This is a genomic window from Leifsonia sp. RAF41, assembly GCF_052114085.1.
GTDB lineage: Bacteria > Actinomycetota > Actinomycetes > Actinomycetales > Microbacteriaceae > Leifsonia.
The window spans coordinates 3,200,686-3,222,368 of sequence record NZ_JBFREB010000001.1; the positions used below are offsets into that span (position 1 = coordinate 3,200,686).

Consider the following 21,683-nt stretch of genomic DNA (forward strand, 5'->3'; position numbering starts at 1 on the left):
GCCGATCACTTCTCAGCCGACCTTCTCGGGCGCTCGCTCCGGCGCGGGCGCATCACGAGACGGCACAGCCGCGGCCGGCCGCGGCCTCTGCGATCGGTAATATTCTCGCCAGATCAGCCGGTGCAGCGGGATCCACCGAGGGATCGTGCGCAATCCGGGGATGAAAGGGATCAGCGCCAGCAGAAGGGTCAGCACCCCCATGATGAGCACGACCAGCAGGTCCGCGTTCGGCGCTGAAGAGAAAGGCTCCACCTGGTAGAAGAGCGAGAACAGCCACAGCCAGGACTGGCCGGGATAGTTGCCGGTCTCGTTCATCATTCCCCACTGGTCTCCGGTGAGGTGCTGACGTGCGGCCAGGTCCTGGAAGTAGGTTCCGTCTCCGAGGAAGAGGATCGCCCGGGTGTAGTCCTGGTTGTAGAACCCGTGGCCGGCGAGCGCACCGTCGAGACCACCGCTTCGCGCCATCGACGTCAGCGAGGTGACGAGGGCGGGTACCGGACCGTAGGCTGCTCGCGCCGGAGGCAACGCGGTGCCCTTATCCGCGGCGAGTGCTTTGCCGTATGCATCGGTCCAGCGCGCCTGCGTCGGCGAGCCGGCTGCTGACCACGTGGTGACGGCGCGGGGCACGACGGGCAGCGTCCTCAGGGGCGCGATCACGAAGTCATTCGCGGTATCGATCGGGATCCGCACACCGGACAGGCTCTGCAGGTCGAGCGGCCCGAGCGTCTGGGTGGCATCGGGCGTCTTGTTGTAGGGCGGCCCGTAGGTCGCCGTGTCGCTGGTCCCCCCGAGTTCCGCGGTAGCGGTGGTGGCGAAGTCGAGAGGCTGGCTCTTCGCCCACGACGAGAAGGTCACGCTCGGCTCGTCCGGCGACCCGAGAACCGCGACGATGCCGACGGTGAGCAGGCACACGATGATGAATCCGACCGTGACCTCCTTGAACAAGTCGTAGTCGCGGACTCGGCCGTGCCATGGCCGGGTCACGAGGTCGTCTCCAGCGCGCCACGACATGCTCGGCCGGGGCTTCATGGCCGCGTCTCCGATTCGCTGCCGGGTCGGATGATCTGGTCGTCCGATTCCGTGGCGTCGATCGGTGGCACCACTCCGTGCATCCGCACCAGCAGCACGTGAAGCGCGACGATCGCTGCGACCCCGAGTGGGAGCAACGCGATGTGCCAGGTGAACATCTGACCGAAGTCGGCGACGTTGAACCAGGCGCCGACTCCCACCGCGTTCAGGGCGTCTTTGCCTTCGAACGCGATCCACTGCGAGTCGAAATTCGTCTGCAGCAGGTACCCGGTGAACGCGGCGACGATCGAGACGGCGAAAGCGATCACCCCGGTGATCCAGGTGAGAACGCGGCCTCCCCGCCAGGCGGCCATCCAGTACTTGCCCCACAGGTGCACGACCATGAACACGAAGAACAGCTCGACGCTCCACAGGTGCACGCCATTGGTGAAGTGCCCCAAGGCAGAGACGTGGTACCAGCCGGGCCCATTCAGGCTGAGCACCAATCCTGAGCCGATCACGACCACGAGCGCGGCGAGTGCCGCCATACCGAACACGTAGATCCAGGATGCGACATAGCTGGGCTGGTCCTGCGGGAGCAGCTTGTCGGGCGGCAGCCGCTTCAGTAGCCAGCGGCGCGCCCGCCCAGTCCAGGTGTAAACCTCGTCCGGAGCGTCGTCGCGTCGAATGCCGGGCGTAGTTCTCTGAGAAGTCATCGCCGCCGCCGTGCCTTCGGGAACGGCAGTACGAGTGCCAAGACGAACAGCACGAGCATGATCGCGATGACGATCAAGTTACCGAGCTGGATGACGAAACTTCCCCACCCGAGATAATTTCCCAGCTCCATACTGGCGGGAACGTCCACGAGGCTCTCCTTCTCTCCATGAGCCAGCCTGGAAGGTGTGGAGGATCGCGCCAAGAGTCGAAAGTCCCTCAGTCGCACCGCGCGGCTGTCGCTTGAGCGAAGTTGCGGTCGCCGCTTCGCTTGAGGCACCCTCACGAGGCACTTTTGCGGGCGGCTCTTACAGGAATGGTCCACCCGCGGAACGACGCTGTTCACCGAATGACGTCTGAACCACATCGGTCTGTCTCAGTCATGGACCGGCTATAGGACGCCCTCCGGGACGGCTGGCGTCTCGGCTGCATCGTCGATGACGACGGGCTTCACACTCTCGGCGATGCCAGCTGTCGTGTTGCCGCCACTCATTGCTTGAAGGTGCTGATACACGATCTCAGCGAACGTCGGGCACTTCGCCAAGGTAAGAGCCTCGCTTAGCGTCTTGCTGTCGCTCTGGCTTCGGTAGTAGGAAATCTGTGCTCGGATCACGTTGTCGACGGCGCGCGGGACGTTCTCACCAATCAGCTGGAAGAACGAGTCGGCGGAGTGTACCTCGTAGGGCAACTCATCGGAGACGTCGCTAAACCCCGCGTCATCGGTGACCAGGTAGGTCGCCCCGCACGCTATTGATGCGGCATAGACGTGAGTGTCGTGCGTGTCGTCTCCTGGGAATACCATCCCTGCAGGGAAATCGCGGACGAGTTCATCCAGAGACGCTTCGATCTTCTCTTTCACGTTGCTCGTGAGGTGACCCGGACCACCTATGTTGTTTCTCCGAATCCGGTACAGAACCTCGGCGATAACGTCGTTGGAGCTCGCCACAGTGAACATGTCACCGCAGGTCTCTTTCCGCAGCAGGAACAGCCAGTCCCGAAGGGTCTTCGAATATAGGACGTTCGCGTCCACGAAGACGATCGGCACTCGCATCTGATCAGGATAGAGGGGTCCGCGGACACCTCGCGGCGAGTGGTGCGTTATTCTCCGCCGAAGTCAGCCTCGAACAACTCGTTGATAGCATCCGAACGCTCAGCTTCGCGCGCCTGACGGAATGCTGACAGGTCGCTCCAGCGCACCCGCCGGTGCGTGCCTCGCATAACGGCGGGGAGCTTGCCGTCGGTGATCAGTTTCACGAGCGTGGGGCGAGAGACTCCGAGCACGTCGGCAGCGTTCGACGTCGTCAACAGCTCGGGCATCGACTCCAACACCACACGGCCGCCCTGCTCCATCCGGTGCACGAGCGAGTCGAGGATCTCGGCGAGGCCAGCTGGCACCTGGATACTCTTGCCGGTCTCCGTTGTGATCGTCACACCGGAGAATCTCTCATCGCCGATCTGCTCGACGACTTCGGCAGCCTCCGCGCGTAGCTCATCAGTGATCGTCACGGATGGGCGCGCCAACGTTGCGACAGTCATTATCTTTCCTTCGCTAAGCCGAGCTCTGCTTTCTTCCCTTGAAGGTGCTGACCAATCGGCTTTCGTTTGCAACTGTAAGCCTAATCTAGCGTGCTGTAAAGATCACGCGACACCATTGAAGCGTGCGGCGGCACAGAGGTTGCCGGGCCTGTTTCGCCTAGGTCGGCGTCGCCACCGGCGTTTTCGCTACGGGATCGTCTAGAGGGCACGTTCCGGAGCACAAAGGCGATCCGATCGGACCGCGATAGTAGGGTGCCGATCGTGACGACCCGGAAGTGTGGGTGTCGAAGGGAGGCGCCATGATCGCGGGCCTGAACAGGCTGGTCGAACTGGTCGAGGATCGTCTGAACGACGACCTCGACGTTGCATCCTTGGCGCGGGAACTCGGCACGACGGAGTACCACCTCCGGCGGATGTTCTCGTCGCTCGCTGGGATGCCGCTGTCGGATTACATCCGGCGTCGCCGAATGTCAGTCGCGGCAGCGGATGTTCTCGGAGACGACGACCTGCTGAGCATCGCGGTGCGGTATGGCTACGGCTCAACCGAGGCATTCGGCCGAGCGTTCCGATCAGTGCACGGCGTCAGCGTCGGCAGTGTCAAGCGAAATGGCGGCCCCCTTCGAACGCAACCGCAACTCAGGTTCCGCCTGACTGTAGAAGGGAACATCTCCATGGACACCCGAATCATCGACCGGCCGGCGTTTCTCCTCGTCGGCCACGCCGCCCGCGTGCCCCTCATTCACGAGGGCATCAACCCGCACATCCAATCCCATATCGCCTCCCTGCCGGCGGCAGAGCACGCGCGCCTCAAAGCCCTAAGCGATGCCGAACCGGCTGGCCTGCTCCAGGTCAGCGCCGACGTCGACCCGGACTACACCGAGGGAAGCGAACTGACCTACCTGCATGGAGTAGCTGTCACGGGCACGGCTCCGGTGGCGGACGATCTCGACACGATCGAGGTTCCGGCCGGCACGTGGGCGATGTTCCACACCGAGGGCGAGTACCCGGCTGCGCTGCAGGAGGCGTGGGCTGCAACCGCGACTGCTTGGTTCCCGTCGAACCCATGGAGGCTTCGGCCTGGACCGTCCATCGTCGCGGTACTCGACCGTGCCGACGACTTCAGCACGGCCACCTGCGAGCTCTGGCTCCCCGTCGAGCGCGCGTAGTAGAGAAGGACCTGTCGGCCGTGGGATGCGGCAGGTCAGCCGCCCGCTCAAGGATCGTCAAGTGCGACGTGGGATCTGATCGTCGAGAGCTATGCGGTCCAGGCAGCGGAGATGCTTCGATCCACAATTCGACGCCGGCCGCCGGGAGCGCCAGGGTCATGGCTGGCCACTCCTGCCATCCACAACAGCGCCATCAGGTCATCCGACGTGAAGTCCTGATCGGAGCCGGTCGCCCGGATGCTGAGCCCGCAGTCATCGCCCAGGCGTACCTGAAGCTCTACAATGACCGGCGGGACGCAGAGTTGCACTACGTCGCCTACGACGGCTGAGGCGTCACCCAGCTGCGGTGGCGGCAGCGGCCGCGAACCTGCGGAGCGACGCGACCTGCTGTGCGGTACTCGGTGGCGCGTCGGCCATCTGCCACGTGGAGACGAGCGCGGCCATGCCACCGATTGCGAAGGTCCGCGCGTCGCCGGTCAGTGCGATCTCCGGCCGAGTGTCGCGATCCGACTCCATCAGCCATGTGGTGACCGCCGCTGCGAGGACTTCAGCGACCCGCTCGCCGCGTGGAATGGCGCGGAGCTTGTCGAAGAACTCGCGATCGGCTCGCCCAGCAGGGATCAGCTGCAACCCGTGCCCAAATGGCGCTCACGCGATTTCTGCGATGTCCGCTACCAGCCCGACCAAGCCGTAGGCAGTGGACAGATCGATGTCCGGATAGCCGAAGGTGCGCGGGCCGCGACGTTGCGATCCTGGAATGAGCAGGAGGCGTTCCATCATCTCTGTCAGACGTACATCTACTTCGAGGTCGACCGAACTGGGGAAAGCGGGCCCGATACCAACCTCGGCTGATGCCAGGGCTCGCGGTACCGCCTCCTCGATGAGCGAACACGCCACTGCCGGGTGCACACTGTCCGCTGCCCGGACCCCGAGCGCTCGCTTCACCGTCACCGTCATCACACCGGGAAGAACGTCCCCAGCCTCCTCAGTTGCGGCGTCATCGCCGGTCACCAGGACGGTCCTCGCGCCGTGACGGTTTGCCACCGCCGCGCTCAACCCGATCTCGCCAAGGACGGTGCCGTTGATTCGTACCGAATCGATGGTGCGGCCGCTGAGGGTGTGCGGGAGAACAGCGTCGGCGAGGCCCGCTCGACCGTGATAGCCCACCAGGAGCAGTGCGTCGAAGCCTCGATCCACTCCCGCGACCATGTCCAACGGGCGTGGGGTGCCGCGAATCAGCCGCGCCCGCGGATCCAGCCGATCCGACAGAATGTTCAAACCCCTCGCGTGAGAATCGCACACCGTGACCTCGGCCTCTTTGCTCGCGGCGAAGACTCCGCGCACCGCTGCGGACGCTTCGTCCGTCATCAATTCGCGTGCGCGTTCCCACCCGGGACCGCCCGGCGCGATATCCGACCGGTCGACGACTCCGCCGATACCCTCCATATCGACTGACACGAGTACCCGCATGCACTCACACTACGGGCCCGCTAGAGGAGCCGCTAACGCACCTGACACGCAGGACGATCCGCTAACGCACGTGACGCGCAGCACGATCGGCCACTGGGCAGTATCTCGTGCTGGGCCTGCGCGGTGATTGAGACCGCTCAGGATGGCTGCGCGGGATGGGATGCGAGCACTTCGCCGAGGAGGCGGACAAGGGTGTCCCGATCAGTGAGCGACAGCGCTGCGAGCAGTTCGTCCTGAACCGCGTTGGCCTGCTCCCGAAGAGCGGCGAGTCTTTCCGCGCCGTTCGTGGTGATAGTCACAATGTTTCGCCGTCGGTCCGTGGGGTCAGGGCTTCGGCGTACGGACTCGTCGGCTTCAAGGCGGACGACGATGCCGTTGACGTTGTTGCGGTCCAGGCCGAGGGCCCGTCCGATGTCCGCCTGGCTCAGCGGCCCGTACTCCTGCAGCGCGGACAGAACGGCGAAGTCCGACCGCGCCTCGAGCGGTATCCGCATTCCGGTGAGGCGTGCCCCGATCGTCGCAACGCGTCCAGCCTGCCAACTCACGAGGGTGCGGAGCGCGAGGGGAGGCTGAGAGTCGTCCGGCATGCACCAAGCTTATCAGTTGGTGTCACCAACAGATCGTGCTAACGTTGGTTTGACCAACATTGGTCCAACCAAGGAGTATTTATGTCTCGCAATCTCTCAACAGGCACTCTCGCCGGTCGGCGCGTTCTCGTTCCCGGCGGTACGGGTGGCGTCGGCGAAGGTGTCGTCCGCGCCTTCCTCGTGGCCGGCGCCGATGTGGTCGCGCCGACGCGCTCCGATCAGCGAGGAGCGGAGCTGCGTGCAGCCCTCGGCGACCTCGGTGTCTCGCCGCTCCTGCACATGCCGACGCACGACTACACCACCTTCGACGGCGCGGAGGAGCTCGGCCGGCAGATGACCGAACGTCTCGGCGGAATTGACGACGCCGTGGTCCCCGTCGGCGGATGGTGGCAGGGCGGCTCCCTGACCGGCATCCGCGAGGACGACTGGGCGGCGGCGTTCACGGGGCTGACCACCGCGCACATGGCGCTTGCGCGTGCGATTGTTCCGCGGTTGAGCGGCGTCGGCGCCTACACCGTTGTCGTCGGACAGTCCGCGGAGTGGCCCGTCCCGGGCAGCGGCCTGGTGAGCATGGAGCAGGCCGCGGTGCTCATGATGCAGCGCGTCCTCGCCGCCGAGAACCCGGACCATCGGATCCACGCGCTGATTCTCGGTCCTGTCCGCACCCGGTTCGCCGACGGTGATCCGAACCACGTTTCCGCCGCCGAGATCGGCAACGCCCTCGTCGCCCTCGCTCAGGCCGGGGACGGCCCCAGCCGTGCCGTGCCCCTGGCATCCAGCCGTGAAGCCTGCGAGCTCCTGACCGAACTGACACAGACGGCCTGAACGCATTACCCTCAAAACCCCTCCGGGCTGATCCGTCCGGAGGGGTTTTGAGGGTTGCGGCAGTCTCAAAGCGCGCCTTGGGGGTCCGCACTGCCCCGGCCACATAGGCAGGTATCGTGTGGCAGTCCCCGGCCGGTGGCGCGCAGCTTCGGCTCGGTGCCGTCGGTTATGTGAGACCTATGGCCGCTGACGCCGCCGGACCGTCGTGGCGCTTACGAGCGAGCTCGTTGTCCAACGATCCCGCTCTAATCGAAGGCCAGATGGCGCCCATCTGACTGGCGCAACCGGTTGAGCCGCTGCGGTGGCCGCGCACACGCCGTAGATCCCAAAGTTAATCGTGGAGTAGGTGGGACCATCGCCAGTCGATTCGGAGCCGGAGTCAAGTGGGGGTTCAACCTTCAGGCGATACCCATCCGGGAAGATCAGTTCGATACCTGTTGCATCACACGTCGCCCGCGACTGAGCGGCGAGGTCGCTCACCAGGATCGGGTTCCGGTCGACGCACCTCGGCAAAGAGGTCTCTTTGTGAGTGAATGAATGCGCAGACGGCAGGTGCAGCCCGCCGCCCAACATGGTGACGGCGGCAGCGAGAAGGCCCGCAAGGACGACCGCGATCGCCGCGGAGACAAGGAGGCGGCGAACCTGTACCCACATTGAGTGTCCCCATCGATTCCACCCGCCACACTTCCGTCGCTCACGGCGTCGAACGAGGTGGCGAGAACCCGCAGAAGGAAGACCCGCTCGGGTTTCGGTCCACGCTAGCCGGAACACGTCCGGGTGGCTGATCGATCGCCACCCCAATCCGGGCGCCTTGACTTGTAGAACGAAGGATGTGGGGTCGGGTTCCGGGTGACCGCAATCGCTGCCACGTGCTGGGCTCTGCCGACTTATCTCGGTCCGCGCTGTTGCTGATCCCCTGGTCGCTGTCGCGGGTGACAGCGCCGATGCTGAACTGCCGATTGGGGTTGCCCCGTCTGGCTCGTAGACGTCGATGCATCCGATGCCTATACGCTGACGCAAATGACGACGACACCCGCCGAAGAGTCCGGGACTACCGCGTACGACAGCATCGCGGAAGGCTACGCGGCGCTGAATGAAACCAGCCTTCTGAACGAGTACTACAACCGGCCCGCGCTGGTCGAACTGGCGGGTGACGTCACTGGGCATCGGGTTCTCGACGCCGGCTGCGGGTCGGGACCGGTCCTTGCGGATCTGCGGGACCGCGGCGCGATCGTCACGGGCTTTGACTCGAGCGCAGGGATGCTCGACCAGGCCAGGCAGCGACTTGGTGCCGACGCAGACCTGTTCCAGGCTGACCTTGTAGATCCGCTGCCGTTCCCAGACGACACCTTTGACGACGTCATCGTCTCCCAGGCGCTGCACTATCTCGAGGATTGGGGCCCGACCCTGACGGAGTTCCGACGAGTGCTGAAGCCCGGCGGCCGGCTGATCGTCTCCGAGGAACACCCGTCCGCGACTTTCCTCAGCGATCGACTCTCCGGTGGGACGTCCGAGTACTTCGGAACGCGAGCTCGCATCGAAGAATGGACGATGGGCGACGGTACGGCAGAACTCACCTTCTGGGACCGACCACTCCACGCGATGACCGACGCGTTCGCCGCAGCTGGGTTCCGTGTGGAGGCGATCAGTGAGCCGGCGCCGTCGTCGGCTGCGTACGAGCGATTTCCCGAAGAGTTCGAGAATCGTCCCAGCGGGCGCTTTCTGGCTTTCCTGCTCTTCGTCCTGCGATAACGGCCAGCCATAACTCGACATTGGCGCGGTACGCGGGCGAGCCAGCATGTCGATAGGGCCATGGCCGAAGATGCGAATGAATCACGATGGTTCCGAACGGTGGGAACGGTTGGAGCTAGCTGATCGCCGCGGTCTGGGGCCTCTTTGAGTGGAGCCATGCTCACGATTGCGTTGGTCGATCGGCGCGGCGGCCGCGGCGCAGCCCCGCCTACCGGCGCGGCCATGGATGAACCGGCCGATGAGGCCAAGCGATGCGCGATGAGAACCAACGGCGGTTGCTCTGGCATAGGGGACCTCGTCGGGGACGTAGACGTCTCGGTGGGGGATCCCTTGCGAGACTGGACGGCGACCGGTATTCCTTGCCAGTTGTCTGCCGGGATGAGTCAGATGGGAGCACGACGGCGACCAGCCCGAGTGCCTCAGGGTGCCGCGCATCCGGCGAGACTTGTTGCGATCGCGGGATCGCTGCACGATCTCTGCGTCCATCCAGTATCGCCACCGTACGAATCGAAGGCGTTGGTGGAGTAGACCGTCACTTCTCCGCTGCTCGGGGTAACGAAGGCGAAAGAGACGATGGGGTCGCCTTCGGTAGTCGGAACGCTCCACGCAAGTTCCGCAGCGTCTCGGCTGGAAACCGCCGCCTGGAGACACTCGACTGCCTCGGAGGGCAGCGATTGGCCCTGAGCAAGGACAAACGCTCCGCACGTCTTTTTCGCGTCGCTGGCGCCAACGGGGGCGGGTGCATCGGACAGTGCTTGTGCGGCGTCAATTGGATCCCCGGCCGGTGCACGCCCGATGGGGTACGACTGTACGCACCCCGAAAGCAGCGCCGCGACAGTCGCTAGGGCGAGGACGCCGCCTGAAGTCAATAAGTGGCGACCTCCTGCAACCTGACTCATGGCGACAAAGGTAGCGTCAGAAGCACGCGTAGCGCCGCGCCGTAAGCGGATCGGCAAACGGGCGCCTCCTGTGTGTCGGTCATCGTCAGACGCCCGGCCGCCTGCTTTCCGTCGTCGGCGGCACTCAGCAACCGCACCAGCTATGGTGCTGAGACGCCCGGGGAATGCCGGCGCCGGTAACTCATCTCGCCCGGCGCTCGGTCACCGTTCTTGTGTCCCGCGGTCCTGCTTGGATGCCCGAGCGGCCAGCTCGGCACGGTTTGCGACGCCGAGTTTGCGGTAGATGTGGCCCAGGTGCGTTTTCACCGTGCTGCGACTCATGAACAAGCGTGCTCCGACGTCCGGGTTCGACAACCCTTCCGCAATCGTAGTCACTACCTGCATTTCGGTTGGCGTGAGGCTCGCCCAGCCGGTCGTCGGGCGGGAACGAGGCCCGCGGGTTCGTCGGGCGTGAGCGACTGCTTCCGAGAGATCCCACGCCGATCCAGCCGAGGCGGCGTCTTCCCCTTCAGCCGAGTCTCGGACAACCTGAAGAGCGGAGACGGTCTGAACATAGGACGCCTGCTGTGCCGGGGTGCGCGGAAGTCCCAGGCGCGCACGGGCAGCCGACGTCGCAGCAAGGAGCCGCACAGCGTCTGCAGAAGGTTTCGTGAGCGCGCTCACGCGTGCCAACGCCTCCACGCTCGCGATCTGAGCAGGGACCAAACCATGCTGGCACCGGATGGTCAGAGCTTCGTGGTGGAGGTCGGCAGCTCGGCCCGATGTCGCGAGGGCTTCGGCCGCCACATCGCCTTGCCCCGAGAGCGCTTGGGCGAGAGACCCGGGAAGGTCAAGGCGCCGGCAGGCATGGACGGCCTGGACGAACACCTCTGACGCCTCGTCCACGCGGCCGAGAGCTGCCAGGGCGGCACCCAGTTGCGGCAGCGCGCGAGCGGAGATCCACGTCTGGGCGCCGCGCTCCGTCGCCGTGGCGGGACGCTCGAGCCAAGCGACCGCTGACTCCGCGTCTCCTCGCTGTGTCGCAAGCAACGCCATCGCCTCGTTCAGGCCGGGAATGAACACGTCGTCGCGGTCGGCAAACCGTGCGAACGGAGCGAGGAGGTCGGACGCCAGAGCGGGGTCGCCACGCAACGCGACGATCCGGGCGAGGGTAGAACGGGCAATCCCCAGCCGAAGGTAGTCGTTCAGCGGCTCCGCGAGAAGCACCGCCTGCTCGGCCAGCTCCTGCGCGAGCGGGAGGTCACCGGTGTCGAACGCACCGTCGGCTTGGTAGGCGAGTAACGTCGACCGAATCCCTGGATGGTGGGGCAGATCCTTCCCCATGCCTACCGCCGCCACGGCCTGCGCTTCCGTATGCTCGTCTCGCAGGTGCAGGATCATCGTCTGCAGGGCACGCGACGCTCCCCCCACAAAAGCGCTTCGGGTCGCGAGAGCCGATTCGCGGGCCCGTTCGCTCAGAGCCCACGATTTGTCGAAATCGACGTAGAAGGAGCCCACAGCCGACAGGAGAAGACATTCCGCGCGCTCGGCTGTCGCCCCGATCTCCTCCGCTAAAGCGAGCGCTTGCACGGCTGCCTGATACTCCACGTCGAGGGGTCCTGCCGTGTCTGCGACAAGGGCGAGACCGATCAGAAGCCGTACCTGGAGCAGGGTCCGATCCTCGGGCCCGCGTTCGACGGCAGCCCGGAGGAAGGTCATTCCCTCTCGGCCGCGCTGGTCGAAATGCCAGTACCAGGCCAGGCTAGCGGCGAGCTGCCGACCTGGTTGCGGGTCGAACGCTGCGAGCCCGTGCTGCAGGCCGGCCACGAGATTGTCGTATTCGAGAGCGATTTCAGCCCGCCAGGTGAGGGGACTTGATACCCGATCCCGGTCTGCGGCCTCCGCGAAGCCGACGCACCAGCCGAGGTGGCGAGTACGTATGACCTCGTGTTCGTTGGACTCCGCAGCGCGTGCCGTCGCGTAGGCGCGGATGGTCTCGAGCATCCGATAGCGCGGGCGACCGTCGCGTGTTTCGGTTATGAGGAGTGATTTGTCGACGAGTCGGCCGATCGCCAGCAGGACGTCCTGGGAGGTGACGTCCTCCCCGTCGACGCACACCGCCTGAGCGGCGGCGGCCGTGAAGGAACCGGCGAACACGAAGAGGCGGCGAAAGATGACGCGATCAGCGTCATCCAGCAAGGCGTAGCTCCAGTCGATCGATCCCAGCAGGGTCATCTGCCGCCGAGGGGCACCCCGAGGGCCACGGACCAGCAGCGAAAACCGATCCTCAAGGCCCGCCTCCACCTGCTCGGGGGTGAGAACCCGCATCCACGCGGCGGCCAGCTCCAGCGCAAGGGGGACCCCATCCAGGTGGGCCGCGATGGAGAGCACCGCCCGGGCGCTGGACTCGTCCAACTCGAACTCCCGCTGCACCAGCCTGGCGCGATCGACGAACAAGTCGACAGCGTCCGCGTCTTTCAGCGGCGGAACCGGCCAGACCGCCTCGCCGGAAAGGGCCAACGGCTCCCGGCTAGTCACCAGGACGACGACGTCCGGGCAAGCGCGGAGCACGACCTCGACCAGGTCGGCCACACCTGCAAGGAGGTGTTCAGCATTGTCGAGACAGAGAAGCCCACGCCGCGATGCCAGGAGATCGCAAAGGGACCGGAGTCGGTCCCCGACGGGCGGGGCGCCGACAGCGGCCGCCACGGCCTCGGCCACAGATGCATCGTCTGACGGAAGGGACAGGTCGACCCAGAACACGCCATCCGGAAAGTCGCTCAGCCGCCGGTGTGCGACCTCTGCCGCCAGGCGCGTTTTACCCGCTCCGCCAGGCCCCGTGAGAGTGACCAGGCGTCGCTGGGAGAGAAGGCCGGACACCATCGCGACCTCGTCGCCTCGGCCGATGAAGGCAGTGAGCGGCATCGGAATGGCCGCCCCGGACGCGGACACACCCGAAAAGCCGGCATCCTCCGGGGCACTCATGCGCTCAACCCTGCCATGCTCCGACCGCGGGCACCATGGCGAAAACCATCTTCCGCACGCAGCACATATCGGCCAGGTGGTCGATGTTCTGCTCGGAGCATCCGGACAAGCTCAGGAGCACACAACCATTGACACGAACCGGAGTAGAGCATGGTTTCCTCACCCTCGACGAAGGCAGCGACAGGCCCCCTGGTCGTCTCCGACCGCAACCCCCGCTATTTCACACCCACCGCCGGTCCGGACGCGGGAAAGGCGGTCTACCTCACCGGATCCCACATCTGGAACAACCTCCAGGACGGCATGGGTCCGGGACCGGACGCCCCAGAAGTTCCGGAGCAATCGGATTTCGCCGCGTACCTCGATTTCCTCGCGGCACGCGGACACAACTTCATCCGGCTGTGGCGGTGGGAGCAATTCCAGTCTCAAGCGGCCGGCGGCAACTTCCACCTCAATATGAGCCCGCAGCCGTGGAGCCGCACCGGGCCCGGGACAGCCAAAGACGGCAAACCGCGCTTCGACCTCGACCAGCACGATGACAGCTACTTCGCCCGACTCCGTGATCGTGTCGCCACAGCGGGCCGCGCCGGCATGTACGTCGGCGTCATGTTGTTCGACGGTTGGGCACTCCACCTCAGCCCCGCGCCAGACCACATCGAGGGCCACCCCTTCCACGCCGACAACAACGTCAACAGTGTTGCCGCCGAATCCATCGTGGACCTGCAGGTCCTCCCGCTGGACGAGCGTGTGCAAGAGATCCAGGACCGGTACATCCGCCGAGTGATCGACACCCTCCATGACCTACCCAACGTGCTCTGGGAGGTGGCCAACGAGTCCTCCGGCGGCGGCACGGTCGACGACGAGTTCGCGGGCTTCCTCGGCCTCGCAACCGCCCCCGACTGGGGAGACACGACCCAGTGGCAATACCGGGTCATCCATCTCGTGAAGGACCACGAGGAAGCGAGCGGCTTCGACACGCATCCCATCGGGATGACGATGCAGTTTCCCGTCGCGATCCAGACCGCGGTAAACAAGCCCCTGCTCGCCAGTCGGGCGGAATGGATCTCACCGGGCTACGACGACGAGATCTTCGCCGATGGTGGTCACCCGATGGCGCCGGGCTCGCCCCCGTCGCGCTGGTACGCGGACCCCCCGCTCGCCGACGGCGCGAAGGTGATCATCAGCGATTCCGATCACTACGCACCCGGACAGGGCGACGCGCTGTGGGCATGGAAGACCTTCCTGCGCGGCCATCACCCCCTCCTCATGGACTACGGGATCATCGCCGGGTTCGAACCCACGGATGAGAGCGCTGCGGACAGCGGCGTCCCGCCGTTCGAGACGTATGAGCCGGCGCGGTGGGCGATGGGCGACACGCGCCGCTACGCGGAGCGGATCAATCTCGTCGAGATGACCCCGCGGGACGACGTCGCGTCCTCGGGGTATGCCCTCGTACATGCCGGTGCCGAATACCTCGTGCTGCAACCCGACGCCGGTCGCGAGCTCCAGGTGATCCTGGAGGCGGGAGAGTACCGGGTGGAGTGGTTCGACATCGAAGACCGGACGACACAGTCGAGCGATTCTGTAGCGCTCGATGAGCGGCGACAAGTCACCTTCAGCGCACCGTTCCCCCATCCTTCCGCTCTCTATCTGTCCCGGGCAGAGCGGTAGGAGATCGAGCATGAGCAGAGTGATCGCCGACATTTCCATCTCCCTCGACGGGTATGTCACCGGCCCCGAACCCAGCCTGACCCAGGGCCTTGGCCTAGGAGGGGAAGGCATTCATGGATGGGTCCTCCAGCACCCTCGGTCATCCATCGACGAGCACATCCTGGCGACCTCGTACGAGAACACCGGCGCCGTCGTCCTCGGACGCAATCTGTTCGACATCGTCGACGGACCCGACGGGTGGAGTGACGACATCGGGTACGGGCACGACCAGGACCAGACGATCGCCCCACCGTGCTTCGTCGTCACCCATCACCGTCCGGAACGCGTGCGCCTCAGCTCCCGCTTTCAGTTCGTGACCGGGGGTGTCCATGAAGCCATCCGGCTCGCCCGCCTTGCGGCCGGCCGCAAGGATGTGGTGGTGATGGGAGGCGCGAACGTCATCGACCAATCGGTCGCCGCCGGCCTGGTGGATCAAATCCACATCCACATCTCCCCCTTGCTCGTCGGCTCGGGCACACGCTTGTTCACCTCCGCGGGAAAGGAGAGCCTGAGACAGAGGGATGTCGTGAGCTCTCCGCGCGCGATTCACATCGTCTACGACGTCTGCGACGATGGAGGAACAGAGCAATGACGATCGTCGGTGAAGGAGATCGATGACCGGCACAGTGCTCGCGATCCTGGCGGCGCTGGCGTTCGGCGTCGGCGACTTCGCCGCGGGGGTCGCCTCCCGGAGGATCCATTTCCTCTTCGTCACCCTGGTTATCGAGGCGCTCGGCGTCCTCCTCGTCTGCGCTGCGCTCCTCCTCACCGGACCGCCGCCACCGGCGATCAGCTCCCTCGCCTGGGGCGCGGCCAGTGGGATCGGCTCGGCGATCGGCACCCTGGCGCTCTACCGTGGCCTCTCGCGTGGGCAGATGTCGGTGGCCGCTCCCCTCTCGGCCGTCGGCGCCGCAGCCATCCCCGTCGTCGTCGGGTTCCTGCTCGGAGATCGGCTCTCCGCCGTTGCCATCGCCGGCGTCATCCTGGCATTCCCCGGGATCTGGTTGGTGGCGAAACCAACGGCGAAAACCACGCGAGAAGGAACGACAGATGGGCTCGTCGCCGGTATGGGGTTCGCGGTCTTGTTCGTCGCGCTCCACCAGGCCGGCGACACGCTCTGGCCGGTCGCGGCCGGGCAGATCACTGCCGTGGCCATCGTCGCGATCGCGACGGCGTTGTACCGACCGCCGCTGCCCGCGCGGCTGGATCTACTCCATAACCGTGGGTGGGTCCTGGCGGCCGCCGTCCTCTCGATCGGGGCGACGATCGCGTACTTCTATGCCAGCCACCTGGGGCTGCTCACCATCGCCGCGGTACTCGCCTCGATCTACCCCGCATTCACGATCGTGCTCGCCGTCATGCTCCTCCACGAGCGCCCGTCCCGTGCCCAATTGGCCGGACTGATCGCCTGCGGAGTCGCGGTCACTGCGATCACCGTCGCATAGGGCTACCGCGTGTCTTCATCATCCCCAGCATCCTCGCGCTCATCGCCACAGTCGGACTGCTTCTGATGCAACGCAGCACAGGGTCGAAGCCTCTGAGAATGCGGGCGAATCGCCCCAGCAACGAGGAACGGGCCACCGTCGAGAACATCTCGAACTACGACGGCCTGGACGACGCCGCAGCGAAATCAGCTGTGGGGGATGGGCAAGTCTGGAAAGAAAAAACCGCCGAAATTACTGGGATTCCGGGGGTCTCGATCGGCGGAGACGGAGGGATTTGAACCCTCGGTCCCCTTACGGGGACTCCACCTTAGCAGGGTGGTGCACTAGGCCGAACTATGCGACGTCTCCAGCGCGACCGCGAGCGGACGCACGACTTCCATCATATCGGACGTTGCGGGGGCGTCCGAACACCGGGCTCTCAGGTGCCGAGCGGGACGTTCTGCGTTGCAGTTCCCAAGATCTGCGCGACCAGCAGGATCGACCAGGTGACGGCGATCGCGAAACTGGCGATGTAGACGGCGACCGCTACCCACAGCGGTGCGAGACCGCGGCCGCCGGCCACTCCACGGACGATGATGCTGCGGCCGATCGGATAGACGATGCCGAGGAACGACCACGCCCAGTGGAACGGACGCTCGACGCCGCGACGGGTCAGCTCGCGGAAGTCGAGCCACGAGAAGACGATGCCGGCTGCCGTCAGCAGCCATCCGATGCCCACTACGACGAAATACATCGGGCCGCCGAGCAGCGCGAACGGATCGCGGATGACGATGTTCGAGGAAGGCCCGAAAGACGATGCCTCGAACAACGGCTGGGGGTGCAGCAGGAACAGCAGCAGACTGCTGGCCAGCGGCAGGACCGCGACAAGCCAGATCCACACGGTGTACACCGGCGTCTCGGCGGGCAGTGGCCGTCGCTGGGCGGGCGCGTATGGCGATCGCCCGTACGGCGACGGTGCGGGTGCGGATGCGGGTGCCAGCGCGACGTGTTCAGTCCAGCGGAGGCCATCCCACCAGCGAAGCCCGCCGGAGGCCCGCGGGTCGGGGTACCAGCCGGGCGCCGGTGACGAAGCGTCCGACATGGGTGGTCAGGACTCCTTGCCGACGGCGGGCTCGCCGACGAACTGGTGCGCCTCGGAGGCGAGCTCGGGCCAGTCCTCCGCGTCGGCGATGCGGACCCAAGCGCCCTTGGCCTCGCTGCGACCGGCAGGCACCGCGGTGGCGACCCCGCGCTTCACGAGGTCGTCGGCGCGCTGCTGCGGAAGGTCGATCGCGAGGTCGGTCCCGTCGAGGTAGGCGAACAGCTTCCCGTGAACGTGCAGGCCCGTGGCGGTCACCGACACGTCCAGGTCCGGGTCCTCGAGGAGGCCGGCGGCCAGCAGTTCGAATGAGGGTACGGGGCTGTCGGTCATGCGATTCCTCTCGGTCGGCAACACATCGCGGAGGCCAAGTGCCAGCATGACCTTACTCGATTGAGCAGGACGAGTGGCTAAACTAGCCGCGCGCTGCCTGATCCCCTGATCAGTCCGGTGCTCGACCAAGGCGGATACACATGAAAGCTTGTACCGACACCGTCGCGTGAGCGACATTCCGAGGCTCGTCGCCTGGCGACGACAGCTTCTCGAGGCGCACACTCGCCTCCGTTTCGCACTCGCGACGGCGAGGGAAGCCGCCCGCGATGGCGCTGACCTCCCGGATGCCCCGCGAGACCTCCTGCTCTACTGCCACGGATTCTGCGTGGCCCTCGATGGCCACCATCGAGGCGAGGACACACTGCTCTTCCCGGCGCTCGCCGCGCAGCATCCGGAAATCGCACGCGTCGTGAGCATGCTCACCAGGGATCACGAGCTGATCGCAGCCCTGCTCGCCCGCTTCGACGCCGCAGTACGGTCCACTGAATCGCCCGCAACCCTCGCGCTGCACCTGCAGGGCATCGCCGCCATCATGGAGTCGCACTTCCGGTTCGAGGAACGCGAACTGGAGCCTCTGCTGGATCGACTCGAGCTCGACGCCGACCCCGGCGCCGTCTTGGGGCCGTTGTGAGGTTCGCGCTACCTCCCGGCGGCAGAGACGGGACCAGTGCTGTCGCGCACCTTCAACTCCGGCTGGATCAGGGGGATCGTGTCGGCCATCTCCCCGCGCAGAGCGCGGAGGACGCTCTCCACCGCGCGACGACCGACCTCGGTGAAGTCAAGTCGCACAGTGGTCAGGGCGGGGCGGAAGAAGGCCGACTCGTCGCGGTCGTCGAACCCGACCACGCTCACATCGGCAGGCACGCGGACACCGCGGTCTTCCAGCGCCTTGATCACGCCGAGCGCCATCGCGTCATTGATGGCTAGGACCGCCGTGATCGATCGATCCGCGGCGATCTCCACACCGGCGCGGTAGCCGGACTCCGCCGACCAGTCCGGCGACGCGAATTCGGTGGGCGCCGGCCGTCCGGCGAGGGCGAGTTCGGTCTGCCAGCCGCGTCGTCGCGCCTCGGACGCCATCCACCCCTCCGGCCCGCCGACGAAATGGACGGTGCGGTGGCCCAGGTCGAGCAGGTGTCGCGTGGCCACCTGGGCACCGAGGGTCTCATCGATGGAGACCGTGGCCGGACCGGCGGGAGAGCCCTGCTCGAAACGGACGACCGGCACATCCGCGTCCAGACGCTGCAGCACCTCGGCGGCGGCGGTCATCGGGGCGAGCACGACGATGGCGTCGACGCCGTCATCGACGAGCGAGTCCAATCCGGCCTTGATGCTGGCGCGGTCCACCTCGGCGATGCTGACGAGGCTCGTCGCATAGCCGCTACGGCGGGCTTCATCGGCGATGCCGAACAGGGCGAGGGCCGGTCCGTGAACCGCAAGCGCGTAACTGAGCACTCCCAGGTTCATGGAACGGCTCGTCGCGAGGCTGCGGGCGGCTGAGTTCCTGCGGTACCGCAGCTGGGCGATCGCGCGCTCGACACGCTCCCGGATCTCCGGCGCGACGTTCGTGTGCCCGTTCACGACGCGGGAGACCGTCTGCTGCGAGACCCCGGCCAGACGGGCGACGTCGACCATGCGTGCAGCGCGAGGGGCCTCGTTGATCTCCGTCACCGACCGGACCCGGGAGCGACCGACCGATGGGCGGTTGAGGGAATCATCCCTCAATTATGGCCGCGACCGGCCGGGCGGCTGCGAAGCGCGCCCGGCCGGTGCGGTCGGCGGAGGGCCGGCGCTCAGCGGCTCCCGTAGCGCAGCACCGCCGGGTGCTGCTCATACGGCCACTCCGCCTCCGGGATCATGTACTCCAGCGTCGTGTAGCTGCCGTCCATGGTCGAGGCGAGGGACGGGGGACCGGGGAACCCGATCACCCGCCAGCCGACGCGGTTGTCGTTGCCGCCGTAGACCGGGTCGCCGTAGAAACCCTGCCTCGTGTTCAGCACCAGCAGCGGGAAGAACTCGAGGAAGTCCTCGTTGACCGGCTGGTTGCCGGCGGGCGCTCCGCCGCTGCCCTGGCCGTCCGAGTCGGCGAAGACGAACTTCGCCGGCTTCTCCTTCTTGGAGATGGTCTCGAGCACGCTGTCCTGCTGCTCGTCGTCCAGGTCGATGAAGCGCGCCCCGAACTTCTCGTCGGCGATGCTGTCGAGTTCGGCGACACCGTCCCGGTAGAACTTCTGGCGGCTCTCGATGCGCTCCTGCCAGGCCTTCTCCTCCAGGCCCTCCATGCGGAGGAACCCGTTGCCGTCAGCGGCCGGGAACACGAACTGCGTCCCCGCGAGCATCCGGTCGATGAAGCGGACCACTCCCGCCTCCCTGGCCCCCGGGTGGCGGTCCGTCGGAATGATGCGCGCAGTGGCGGCCTCGACAGTCGCCCACTCGTGCTCCGTGAAGAAGAGCGGCCCATCCGTGTCTCGTGTCGAGATCGGTACGGTGACCCATTCTGCCTGTCCCATTGTTTTCGTCGTCTCCTTTGCGGTCGCCGTCGACGTCAGTCGGTCCAGCCGTGGCGGTCCACGGCGATGATGCGGTCGGCGCAACGCCAGGCGTTCGCCATGATCGTCAGCGCCGGGTTGATGCCGGTCGCGGTCGGGAAGAAGCTCGCGTCGAACACGTACAGGTTCGGCACCTCGTGCGAACGGCACCACTTGTCCACCACGGAGTTGGCGGGGTCGTTGCCCATGCGGGCGGTCCCGAGCTCGTGCGAGGTGTTACCCGTGATGCGCTCCATGTTGACCGGCACGATCTTGGAGGCGCCGGCCGCCTCGAGGATCTCGCCGTTCTTCTTCACCTGCCACTTCTCCTGCGCGAAGTCGTTCTGGTGCGGCGTGTGCGTGATGCGGGCGACCGGGAGGCCCCACGCATCCTTCACCGTCGGGTCCAGGTCGACGCGGTTGGACTCCACCGGCAGATCGTGCAGGAGGATGCCGATCTTCATGCTGTAGTTGAACAGCTCGCGGTCGGCGTCCTTCGCCGCCTGCCCCCACGTGGGGCGGCCCGGGAAGCTCCAGTTGACGGGATGCCCGAGCATCGACGGGAAGATCAGCGAGCCGAGGATGTGCCCCCGCGACTCGTCGGTCTCGTAGAAGTCGAACGAGCACAGGTTCATGTAGTGGCCCGACCAGCCGTACAGCGGGTCGTGCAGTTCCTTGTCGAACAGGCCGACGGAGAACGAGTACTGGTGGAAGGTCGCGTTCTTGCCGACCTGGCCGCTGCCGTTTCCGAGGCCGTCGGGGAACAGGGCGGACTTCGACATCAGCAGGAGTCGCGGGGTCTCGATCCCGCCGCCGCAGACGATGACGGCCTTGGCGTTCTGGACGAACTCGTTGCCGTTCTCGTCCTGGTAGCGCACACCGGTCGCCTTGCCGGTCTTGTCGACGAGGATCTCGCTGACGTAGCAGTCGGACCGGAGGTCGTACAGGCCGGTGTTGATCGCATCCGGGATGAAGCTGATCAGCGTCGACGACTTGCCGTTGCCGGGGTCCGGGTACTGCTGCCAGAAACCGTTCTCGCTGAACGGCTTGCGACCGCGGTACGGCTCGGTCACCATGCCCTGCGGCATCGGGAACGTGCTGTGGCCCATCTTGTCCATGGCGGTCGCGAACTTGCGGCCGATCTGGCTGAGGGGAGCCGGCTTGGTGGGGTAGTCGCGGGTACGGCGTCCCTCCCAGCGGTTGGCGCCGCCGAGGCCCGAGGTGCCGAACTCCCACTCGACACGGGTGTAGTACGGCTCGAGGTCGTCGTAGCTGATCGGCCAGTCGACGAGGCTCGCGCCCTCGACGTCGCCGTGCAGCGAGCGCAGGCGGAAGTCGTTCACCGTCATCCGGGGCACCATGCCGCCCCAATGTGTCGTGCCTCCGCCGACGACCTGCGGGGTCGCCGAGAAGTTGGTGATCACGGCATCTTCGCTGTCGTTCTGACGGTACGTGCGCGGTTTGAGTTTGGGATCCTGCCAGATGAAGTTGCGGTTGAGGAACTTGAGCTCATCGCCCGAGGCGTGCTCGGGCTTCAGCCAGGGTCCGCGCTCGAGACCGACGACGCGCAGACCGGCTTCGGTCAGCACCTTGGCGGCGGTCGCCCCACCTGCGCCGGCGCCGACGATGACGACGTCGACGGGCTCGGGGTTCTTGAGGGTGGTCATTCTG

General features: G+C 66.0%; 23 protein-coding genes and 1 tRNA gene. 9 read left to right on the plus strand and 15 right to left on the minus strand.

Annotated elements, in window-relative coordinates; translation table 11 throughout:
* Positions 1-12 precede the first annotated feature (12 nt).
* From AB4Y74_RS15540 to AB4Y74_RS15560, 5 genes are all read right to left on the minus strand, one after another.
* A complete protein-coding gene (locus tag AB4Y74_RS15540) occupies positions 13-1,029 on the minus strand; it encodes a hypothetical protein (RefSeq protein ID WP_441799964.1) in 1,017 nt (338 codons plus the stop codon).
* Positions 1,026-1,724, minus strand: coding sequence for a cytochrome b N-terminal domain-containing protein (locus AB4Y74_RS15545; protein ID WP_441799965.1), 699 nt, complete (start codon positions 1,722-1,724; stop codon positions 1,026-1,028). The genes AB4Y74_RS15540 and AB4Y74_RS15545 overlap by 4 nt, the downstream gene beginning before the upstream one ends.
* On the minus strand, positions 1,721-1,873 hold the full coding sequence (locus tag AB4Y74_RS15550; RefSeq protein ID WP_441799966.1) for a hypothetical protein: 153 nt from the start codon (positions 1,871-1,873) through the stop codon (positions 1,721-1,723). The genes AB4Y74_RS15545 and AB4Y74_RS15550 overlap by 4 nt, the downstream gene beginning before the upstream one ends.
* A 240-nt stretch (positions 1,874-2,113) precedes the next feature.
* Complete coding sequence (locus AB4Y74_RS15555) at positions 2,114-2,773, minus strand: hypothetical protein (RefSeq protein WP_441799967.1); 660 nt, start codon at positions 2,771-2,773, stop codon at positions 2,114-2,116.
* A gap of 47 nt (positions 2,774-2,820) precedes the next feature.
* The gene (locus tag AB4Y74_RS15560) at positions 2,821-3,258 is read right to left on the minus strand and encodes a helix-turn-helix domain-containing protein (protein WP_441799968.1); all 438 of its coding nucleotides are present in this window, start codon (positions 3,256-3,258) and stop codon (positions 2,821-2,823) included.
* A 299-nt stretch (positions 3,259-3,557) separates the two neighbouring features.
* On the opposite strand from AB4Y74_RS15560, the gene AB4Y74_RS15565 reads away from it, so the two are divergent.
* Entirely contained in the window at positions 3,558-4,424 is an 867-nt protein-coding gene (locus AB4Y74_RS15565) for an AraC family transcriptional regulator (RefSeq protein ID WP_441799969.1), read from the plus strand.
* Between the two features lie 158 nt (positions 4,425-4,582).
* Positions 4,583-4,753, plus strand: coding sequence for a hypothetical protein (locus AB4Y74_RS15570; protein WP_441799970.1), 171 nt, complete (start codon positions 4,583-4,585; stop codon positions 4,751-4,753).
* Positions 4,754-4,757: 4 nt separating this feature from the next.
* Here the strand turns inward: AB4Y74_RS15570 and AB4Y74_RS15575 are convergent, their stop codons facing one another.
* The 3 genes from AB4Y74_RS15575 to AB4Y74_RS15585 all read right to left on the minus strand — a co-directional run bounded on the left by AB4Y74_RS15575 (position 4,758) and on the right by AB4Y74_RS15585 (position 6,481).
* Complete coding sequence (locus AB4Y74_RS15575; RefSeq protein ID WP_441799971.1) at positions 4,758-5,054, minus strand: hypothetical protein; 297 nt, start codon at positions 5,052-5,054, stop codon at positions 4,758-4,760.
* Positions 5,055-5,072: 18 nt separating this feature from the next.
* The gene (locus AB4Y74_RS15580; RefSeq protein ID WP_441799972.1) at positions 5,073-5,894 is read right to left on the minus strand and encodes a M55 family metallopeptidase; all 822 of its coding nucleotides are present in this window, start codon (positions 5,892-5,894) and stop codon (positions 5,073-5,075) included.
* Positions 5,895-6,031: 137 nt separating this feature from the next.
* Positions 6,032-6,481, minus strand: a complete 450-nt coding sequence (locus AB4Y74_RS15585) for a MarR family winged helix-turn-helix transcriptional regulator (protein WP_441799973.1) — start codon at positions 6,479-6,481, stop codon at positions 6,032-6,034.
* An 81-nt stretch (positions 6,482-6,562) separates the two neighbouring features.
* On the opposite strand from AB4Y74_RS15585, the gene AB4Y74_RS15590 reads away from it, so the two are divergent.
* Together AB4Y74_RS15590 and AB4Y74_RS15595 are read left to right on the plus strand one after the other, a co-directional pair.
* Positions 6,563-7,306 carry an SDR family oxidoreductase gene (locus tag AB4Y74_RS15590; RefSeq protein WP_441799974.1) on the plus strand — a complete coding sequence of 248 codons (744 nt, stop codon included), beginning with the start codon at positions 6,563-6,565 and terminating at the stop codon, positions 7,304-7,306.
* Positions 7,307-8,326: 1,020 nt separating this feature from the next.
* On the plus strand, positions 8,327-9,058 hold the full coding sequence (locus tag AB4Y74_RS15595) for a class I SAM-dependent methyltransferase (protein WP_441799975.1): 732 nt from the start codon (positions 8,327-8,329) through the stop codon (positions 9,056-9,058).
* Positions 9,059-10,158: 1,100 nt separating this feature from the next.
* On the opposite strand, the gene AB4Y74_RS15600 is transcribed toward AB4Y74_RS15595, so the two are convergent.
* Positions 10,159-12,921 carry a helix-turn-helix transcriptional regulator gene (locus tag AB4Y74_RS15600; protein WP_441799976.1) on the minus strand — a complete coding sequence of 921 codons (2,763 nt, stop codon included), beginning with the start codon at positions 12,919-12,921 and terminating at the stop codon, positions 10,159-10,161.
* A 150-nt stretch (positions 12,922-13,071) separates the two neighbouring features.
* Between AB4Y74_RS15600 and AB4Y74_RS15605 the strand changes: the two genes are divergently transcribed.
* The 4 genes from AB4Y74_RS15605 to AB4Y74_RS15620 all read left to right on the plus strand — a co-directional run bounded on the left by AB4Y74_RS15605 (position 13,072) and on the right by AB4Y74_RS15620 (position 16,351).
* Complete coding sequence (locus AB4Y74_RS15605) at positions 13,072-14,589, plus strand: hypothetical protein (RefSeq protein WP_441799977.1); 1,518 nt, start codon at positions 13,072-13,074, stop codon at positions 14,587-14,589.
* Between the two features lie 10 nt (positions 14,590-14,599).
* Positions 14,600-15,220 carry a dihydrofolate reductase family protein gene (locus AB4Y74_RS15610; protein WP_441799978.1) on the plus strand — a complete coding sequence of 207 codons (621 nt, stop codon included), beginning with the start codon at positions 14,600-14,602 and terminating at the stop codon, positions 15,218-15,220.
* 22 nt (positions 15,221-15,242) lie between these two features.
* A complete protein-coding gene (locus AB4Y74_RS15615) occupies positions 15,243-16,073 on the plus strand; it encodes an EamA family transporter (RefSeq protein WP_441799979.1) in 831 nt (276 codons plus the stop codon).
* A 98-nt stretch (positions 16,074-16,171) separates the two neighbouring features.
* Entirely contained in the window at positions 16,172-16,351 is a 180-nt protein-coding gene (locus AB4Y74_RS15620) for a hypothetical protein (RefSeq protein WP_441799980.1), read from the plus strand.
* Here the strand turns inward: AB4Y74_RS15620 and AB4Y74_RS15625 are convergent.
* The 3 genes from AB4Y74_RS15625 to AB4Y74_RS15635 form a co-directional block, all read right to left on the minus strand.
* A tRNA-Ser gene (locus AB4Y74_RS15625) sits at positions 16,333-16,421 on the minus strand. The genes AB4Y74_RS15620 and AB4Y74_RS15625 overlap by 19 nt on opposite strands.
* Positions 16,422-16,491: 70 nt before the next feature.
* The gene (locus AB4Y74_RS15630; RefSeq protein WP_441799981.1) at positions 16,492-17,154 is read right to left on the minus strand and encodes a DUF2510 domain-containing protein; all 663 of its coding nucleotides are present in this window, start codon (positions 17,152-17,154) and stop codon (positions 16,492-16,494) included.
* Positions 17,155-17,160: 6 nt separating this feature from the next.
* Positions 17,161-17,484 (minus strand): hypothetical protein, encoded by a 324-nt coding sequence (locus AB4Y74_RS15635; RefSeq protein WP_441799982.1) that lies wholly within the window; start codon positions 17,482-17,484, stop codon positions 17,161-17,163.
* A gap of 166 nt (positions 17,485-17,650) precedes the next feature.
* On the opposite strand from AB4Y74_RS15635, the gene AB4Y74_RS15640 reads away from it, so the two are divergent.
* A complete protein-coding gene (locus AB4Y74_RS15640) occupies positions 17,651-18,115 on the plus strand; it encodes a hemerythrin domain-containing protein (RefSeq protein WP_441799983.1) in 465 nt (154 codons plus the stop codon).
* A gap of 8 nt (positions 18,116-18,123) precedes the next feature.
* On the opposite strand, the gene AB4Y74_RS15645 is transcribed toward AB4Y74_RS15640, so the two are convergent.
* The 3 genes from AB4Y74_RS15645 to AB4Y74_RS15655 all read right to left on the minus strand — a co-directional run bounded on the left by AB4Y74_RS15645 (position 18,124) and on the right by AB4Y74_RS15655 (position 21,679).
* The gene (locus AB4Y74_RS15645; RefSeq protein WP_441800464.1) at positions 18,124-19,119 is read right to left on the minus strand and encodes a LacI family DNA-binding transcriptional regulator; all 996 of its coding nucleotides are present in this window, start codon (positions 19,117-19,119) and stop codon (positions 18,124-18,126) included.
* A gap of 158 nt (positions 19,120-19,277) precedes the next feature.
* Positions 19,278-19,994, minus strand: coding sequence for a gluconate 2-dehydrogenase subunit 3 family protein (locus AB4Y74_RS15650; RefSeq protein WP_441799984.1), 717 nt, complete (start codon positions 19,992-19,994; stop codon positions 19,278-19,280).
* Positions 19,995-20,029: 35 nt separating this feature from the next.
* A complete protein-coding gene (locus AB4Y74_RS15655; protein ID WP_441799985.1) occupies positions 20,030-21,679 on the minus strand; it encodes a GMC family oxidoreductase in 1,650 nt (549 codons plus the stop codon).
* Positions 21,680-21,683 lie beyond the last annotated feature (4 nt).

Coding starts and splice junctions, on each gene's coding strand:
- AB4Y74_RS15545 (WP_441799965.1), bottom strand. CDS start 1,724: ATGACTTCTCAGAGAACTACGCCCGGCATTCGACGCGACGACGCTCCG.
- AB4Y74_RS15585 (WP_441799973.1), bottom strand. CDS start 6,481: ATGCCGGACGACTCTCAGCCTCCCCTCGCGCTCCGCACCCTCGTGAGT.
- AB4Y74_RS15555 (WP_441799967.1), bottom strand. CDS start 2,773: ATGCGAGTGCCGATCGTCTTCGTGGACGCGAACGTCCTATATTCGAAG.
- AB4Y74_RS15650 (WP_441799984.1), bottom strand. CDS start 19,994: ATGGGACAGGCAGAATGGGTCACCGTACCGATCTCGACACGAGACACG.
- AB4Y74_RS15595 (WP_441799975.1), top strand. CDS start 8,327: ATGACGACGACACCCGCCGAAGAGTCCGGGACTACCGCGTACGACAGC.
- AB4Y74_RS15540 (WP_441799964.1), bottom strand. CDS start 1,029: ATGAAGCCCCGGCCGAGCATGTCGTGGCGCGCTGGAGACGACCTCGTG.
- AB4Y74_RS15615 (WP_441799979.1), top strand. CDS start 15,243: ATGACCGGCACAGTGCTCGCGATCCTGGCGGCGCTGGCGTTCGGCGTC.
- AB4Y74_RS15620 (WP_441799980.1), top strand. CDS start 16,172: ATGCGGGCGAATCGCCCCAGCAACGAGGAACGGGCCACCGTCGAGAAC.
- AB4Y74_RS15580 (WP_441799972.1), bottom strand. CDS start 5,894: ATGCGGGTACTCGTGTCAGTCGATATGGAGGGTATCGGCGGAGTCGTC.
- AB4Y74_RS15605 (WP_441799977.1), top strand. CDS start 13,072: ATGGTTTCCTCACCCTCGACGAAGGCAGCGACAGGCCCCCTGGTCGTC.
- AB4Y74_RS15645 (WP_441800464.1), bottom strand. CDS start 19,119: ATGGTCGACGTCGCCCGTCTGGCCGGGGTCTCGCAGCAGACGGTCTCC.
- AB4Y74_RS15590 (WP_441799974.1), top strand. CDS start 6,563: ATGTCTCGCAATCTCTCAACAGGCACTCTCGCCGGTCGGCGCGTTCTC.
- AB4Y74_RS15630 (WP_441799981.1), bottom strand. CDS start 17,154: ATGTCGGACGCTTCGTCACCGGCGCCCGGCTGGTACCCCGACCCGCGG.
- AB4Y74_RS15560 (WP_441799968.1), bottom strand. CDS start 3,258: ATGACTGTCGCAACGTTGGCGCGCCCATCCGTGACGATCACTGATGAG.
- AB4Y74_RS15570 (WP_441799970.1), top strand. CDS start 4,583: ATGGCTGGCCACTCCTGCCATCCACAACAGCGCCATCAGGTCATCCGA.
- AB4Y74_RS15655 (WP_441799985.1), bottom strand. CDS start 21,679: ATGACCACCCTCAAGAACCCCGAGCCCGTCGACGTCGTCATCGTCGGC.
- AB4Y74_RS15610 (WP_441799978.1), top strand. CDS start 14,600: ATGAGCAGAGTGATCGCCGACATTTCCATCTCCCTCGACGGGTATGTC.
- AB4Y74_RS15600 (WP_441799976.1), bottom strand. CDS start 12,921: ATGAGTGCCCCGGAGGATGCCGGCTTTTCGGGTGTGTCCGCGTCCGGG.
- AB4Y74_RS15635 (WP_441799982.1), bottom strand. CDS start 17,484: ATGACCGACAGCCCCGTACCCTCATTCGAACTGCTGGCCGCCGGCCTC.
- AB4Y74_RS15565 (WP_441799969.1), top strand. CDS start 3,558: ATGATCGCGGGCCTGAACAGGCTGGTCGAACTGGTCGAGGATCGTCTG.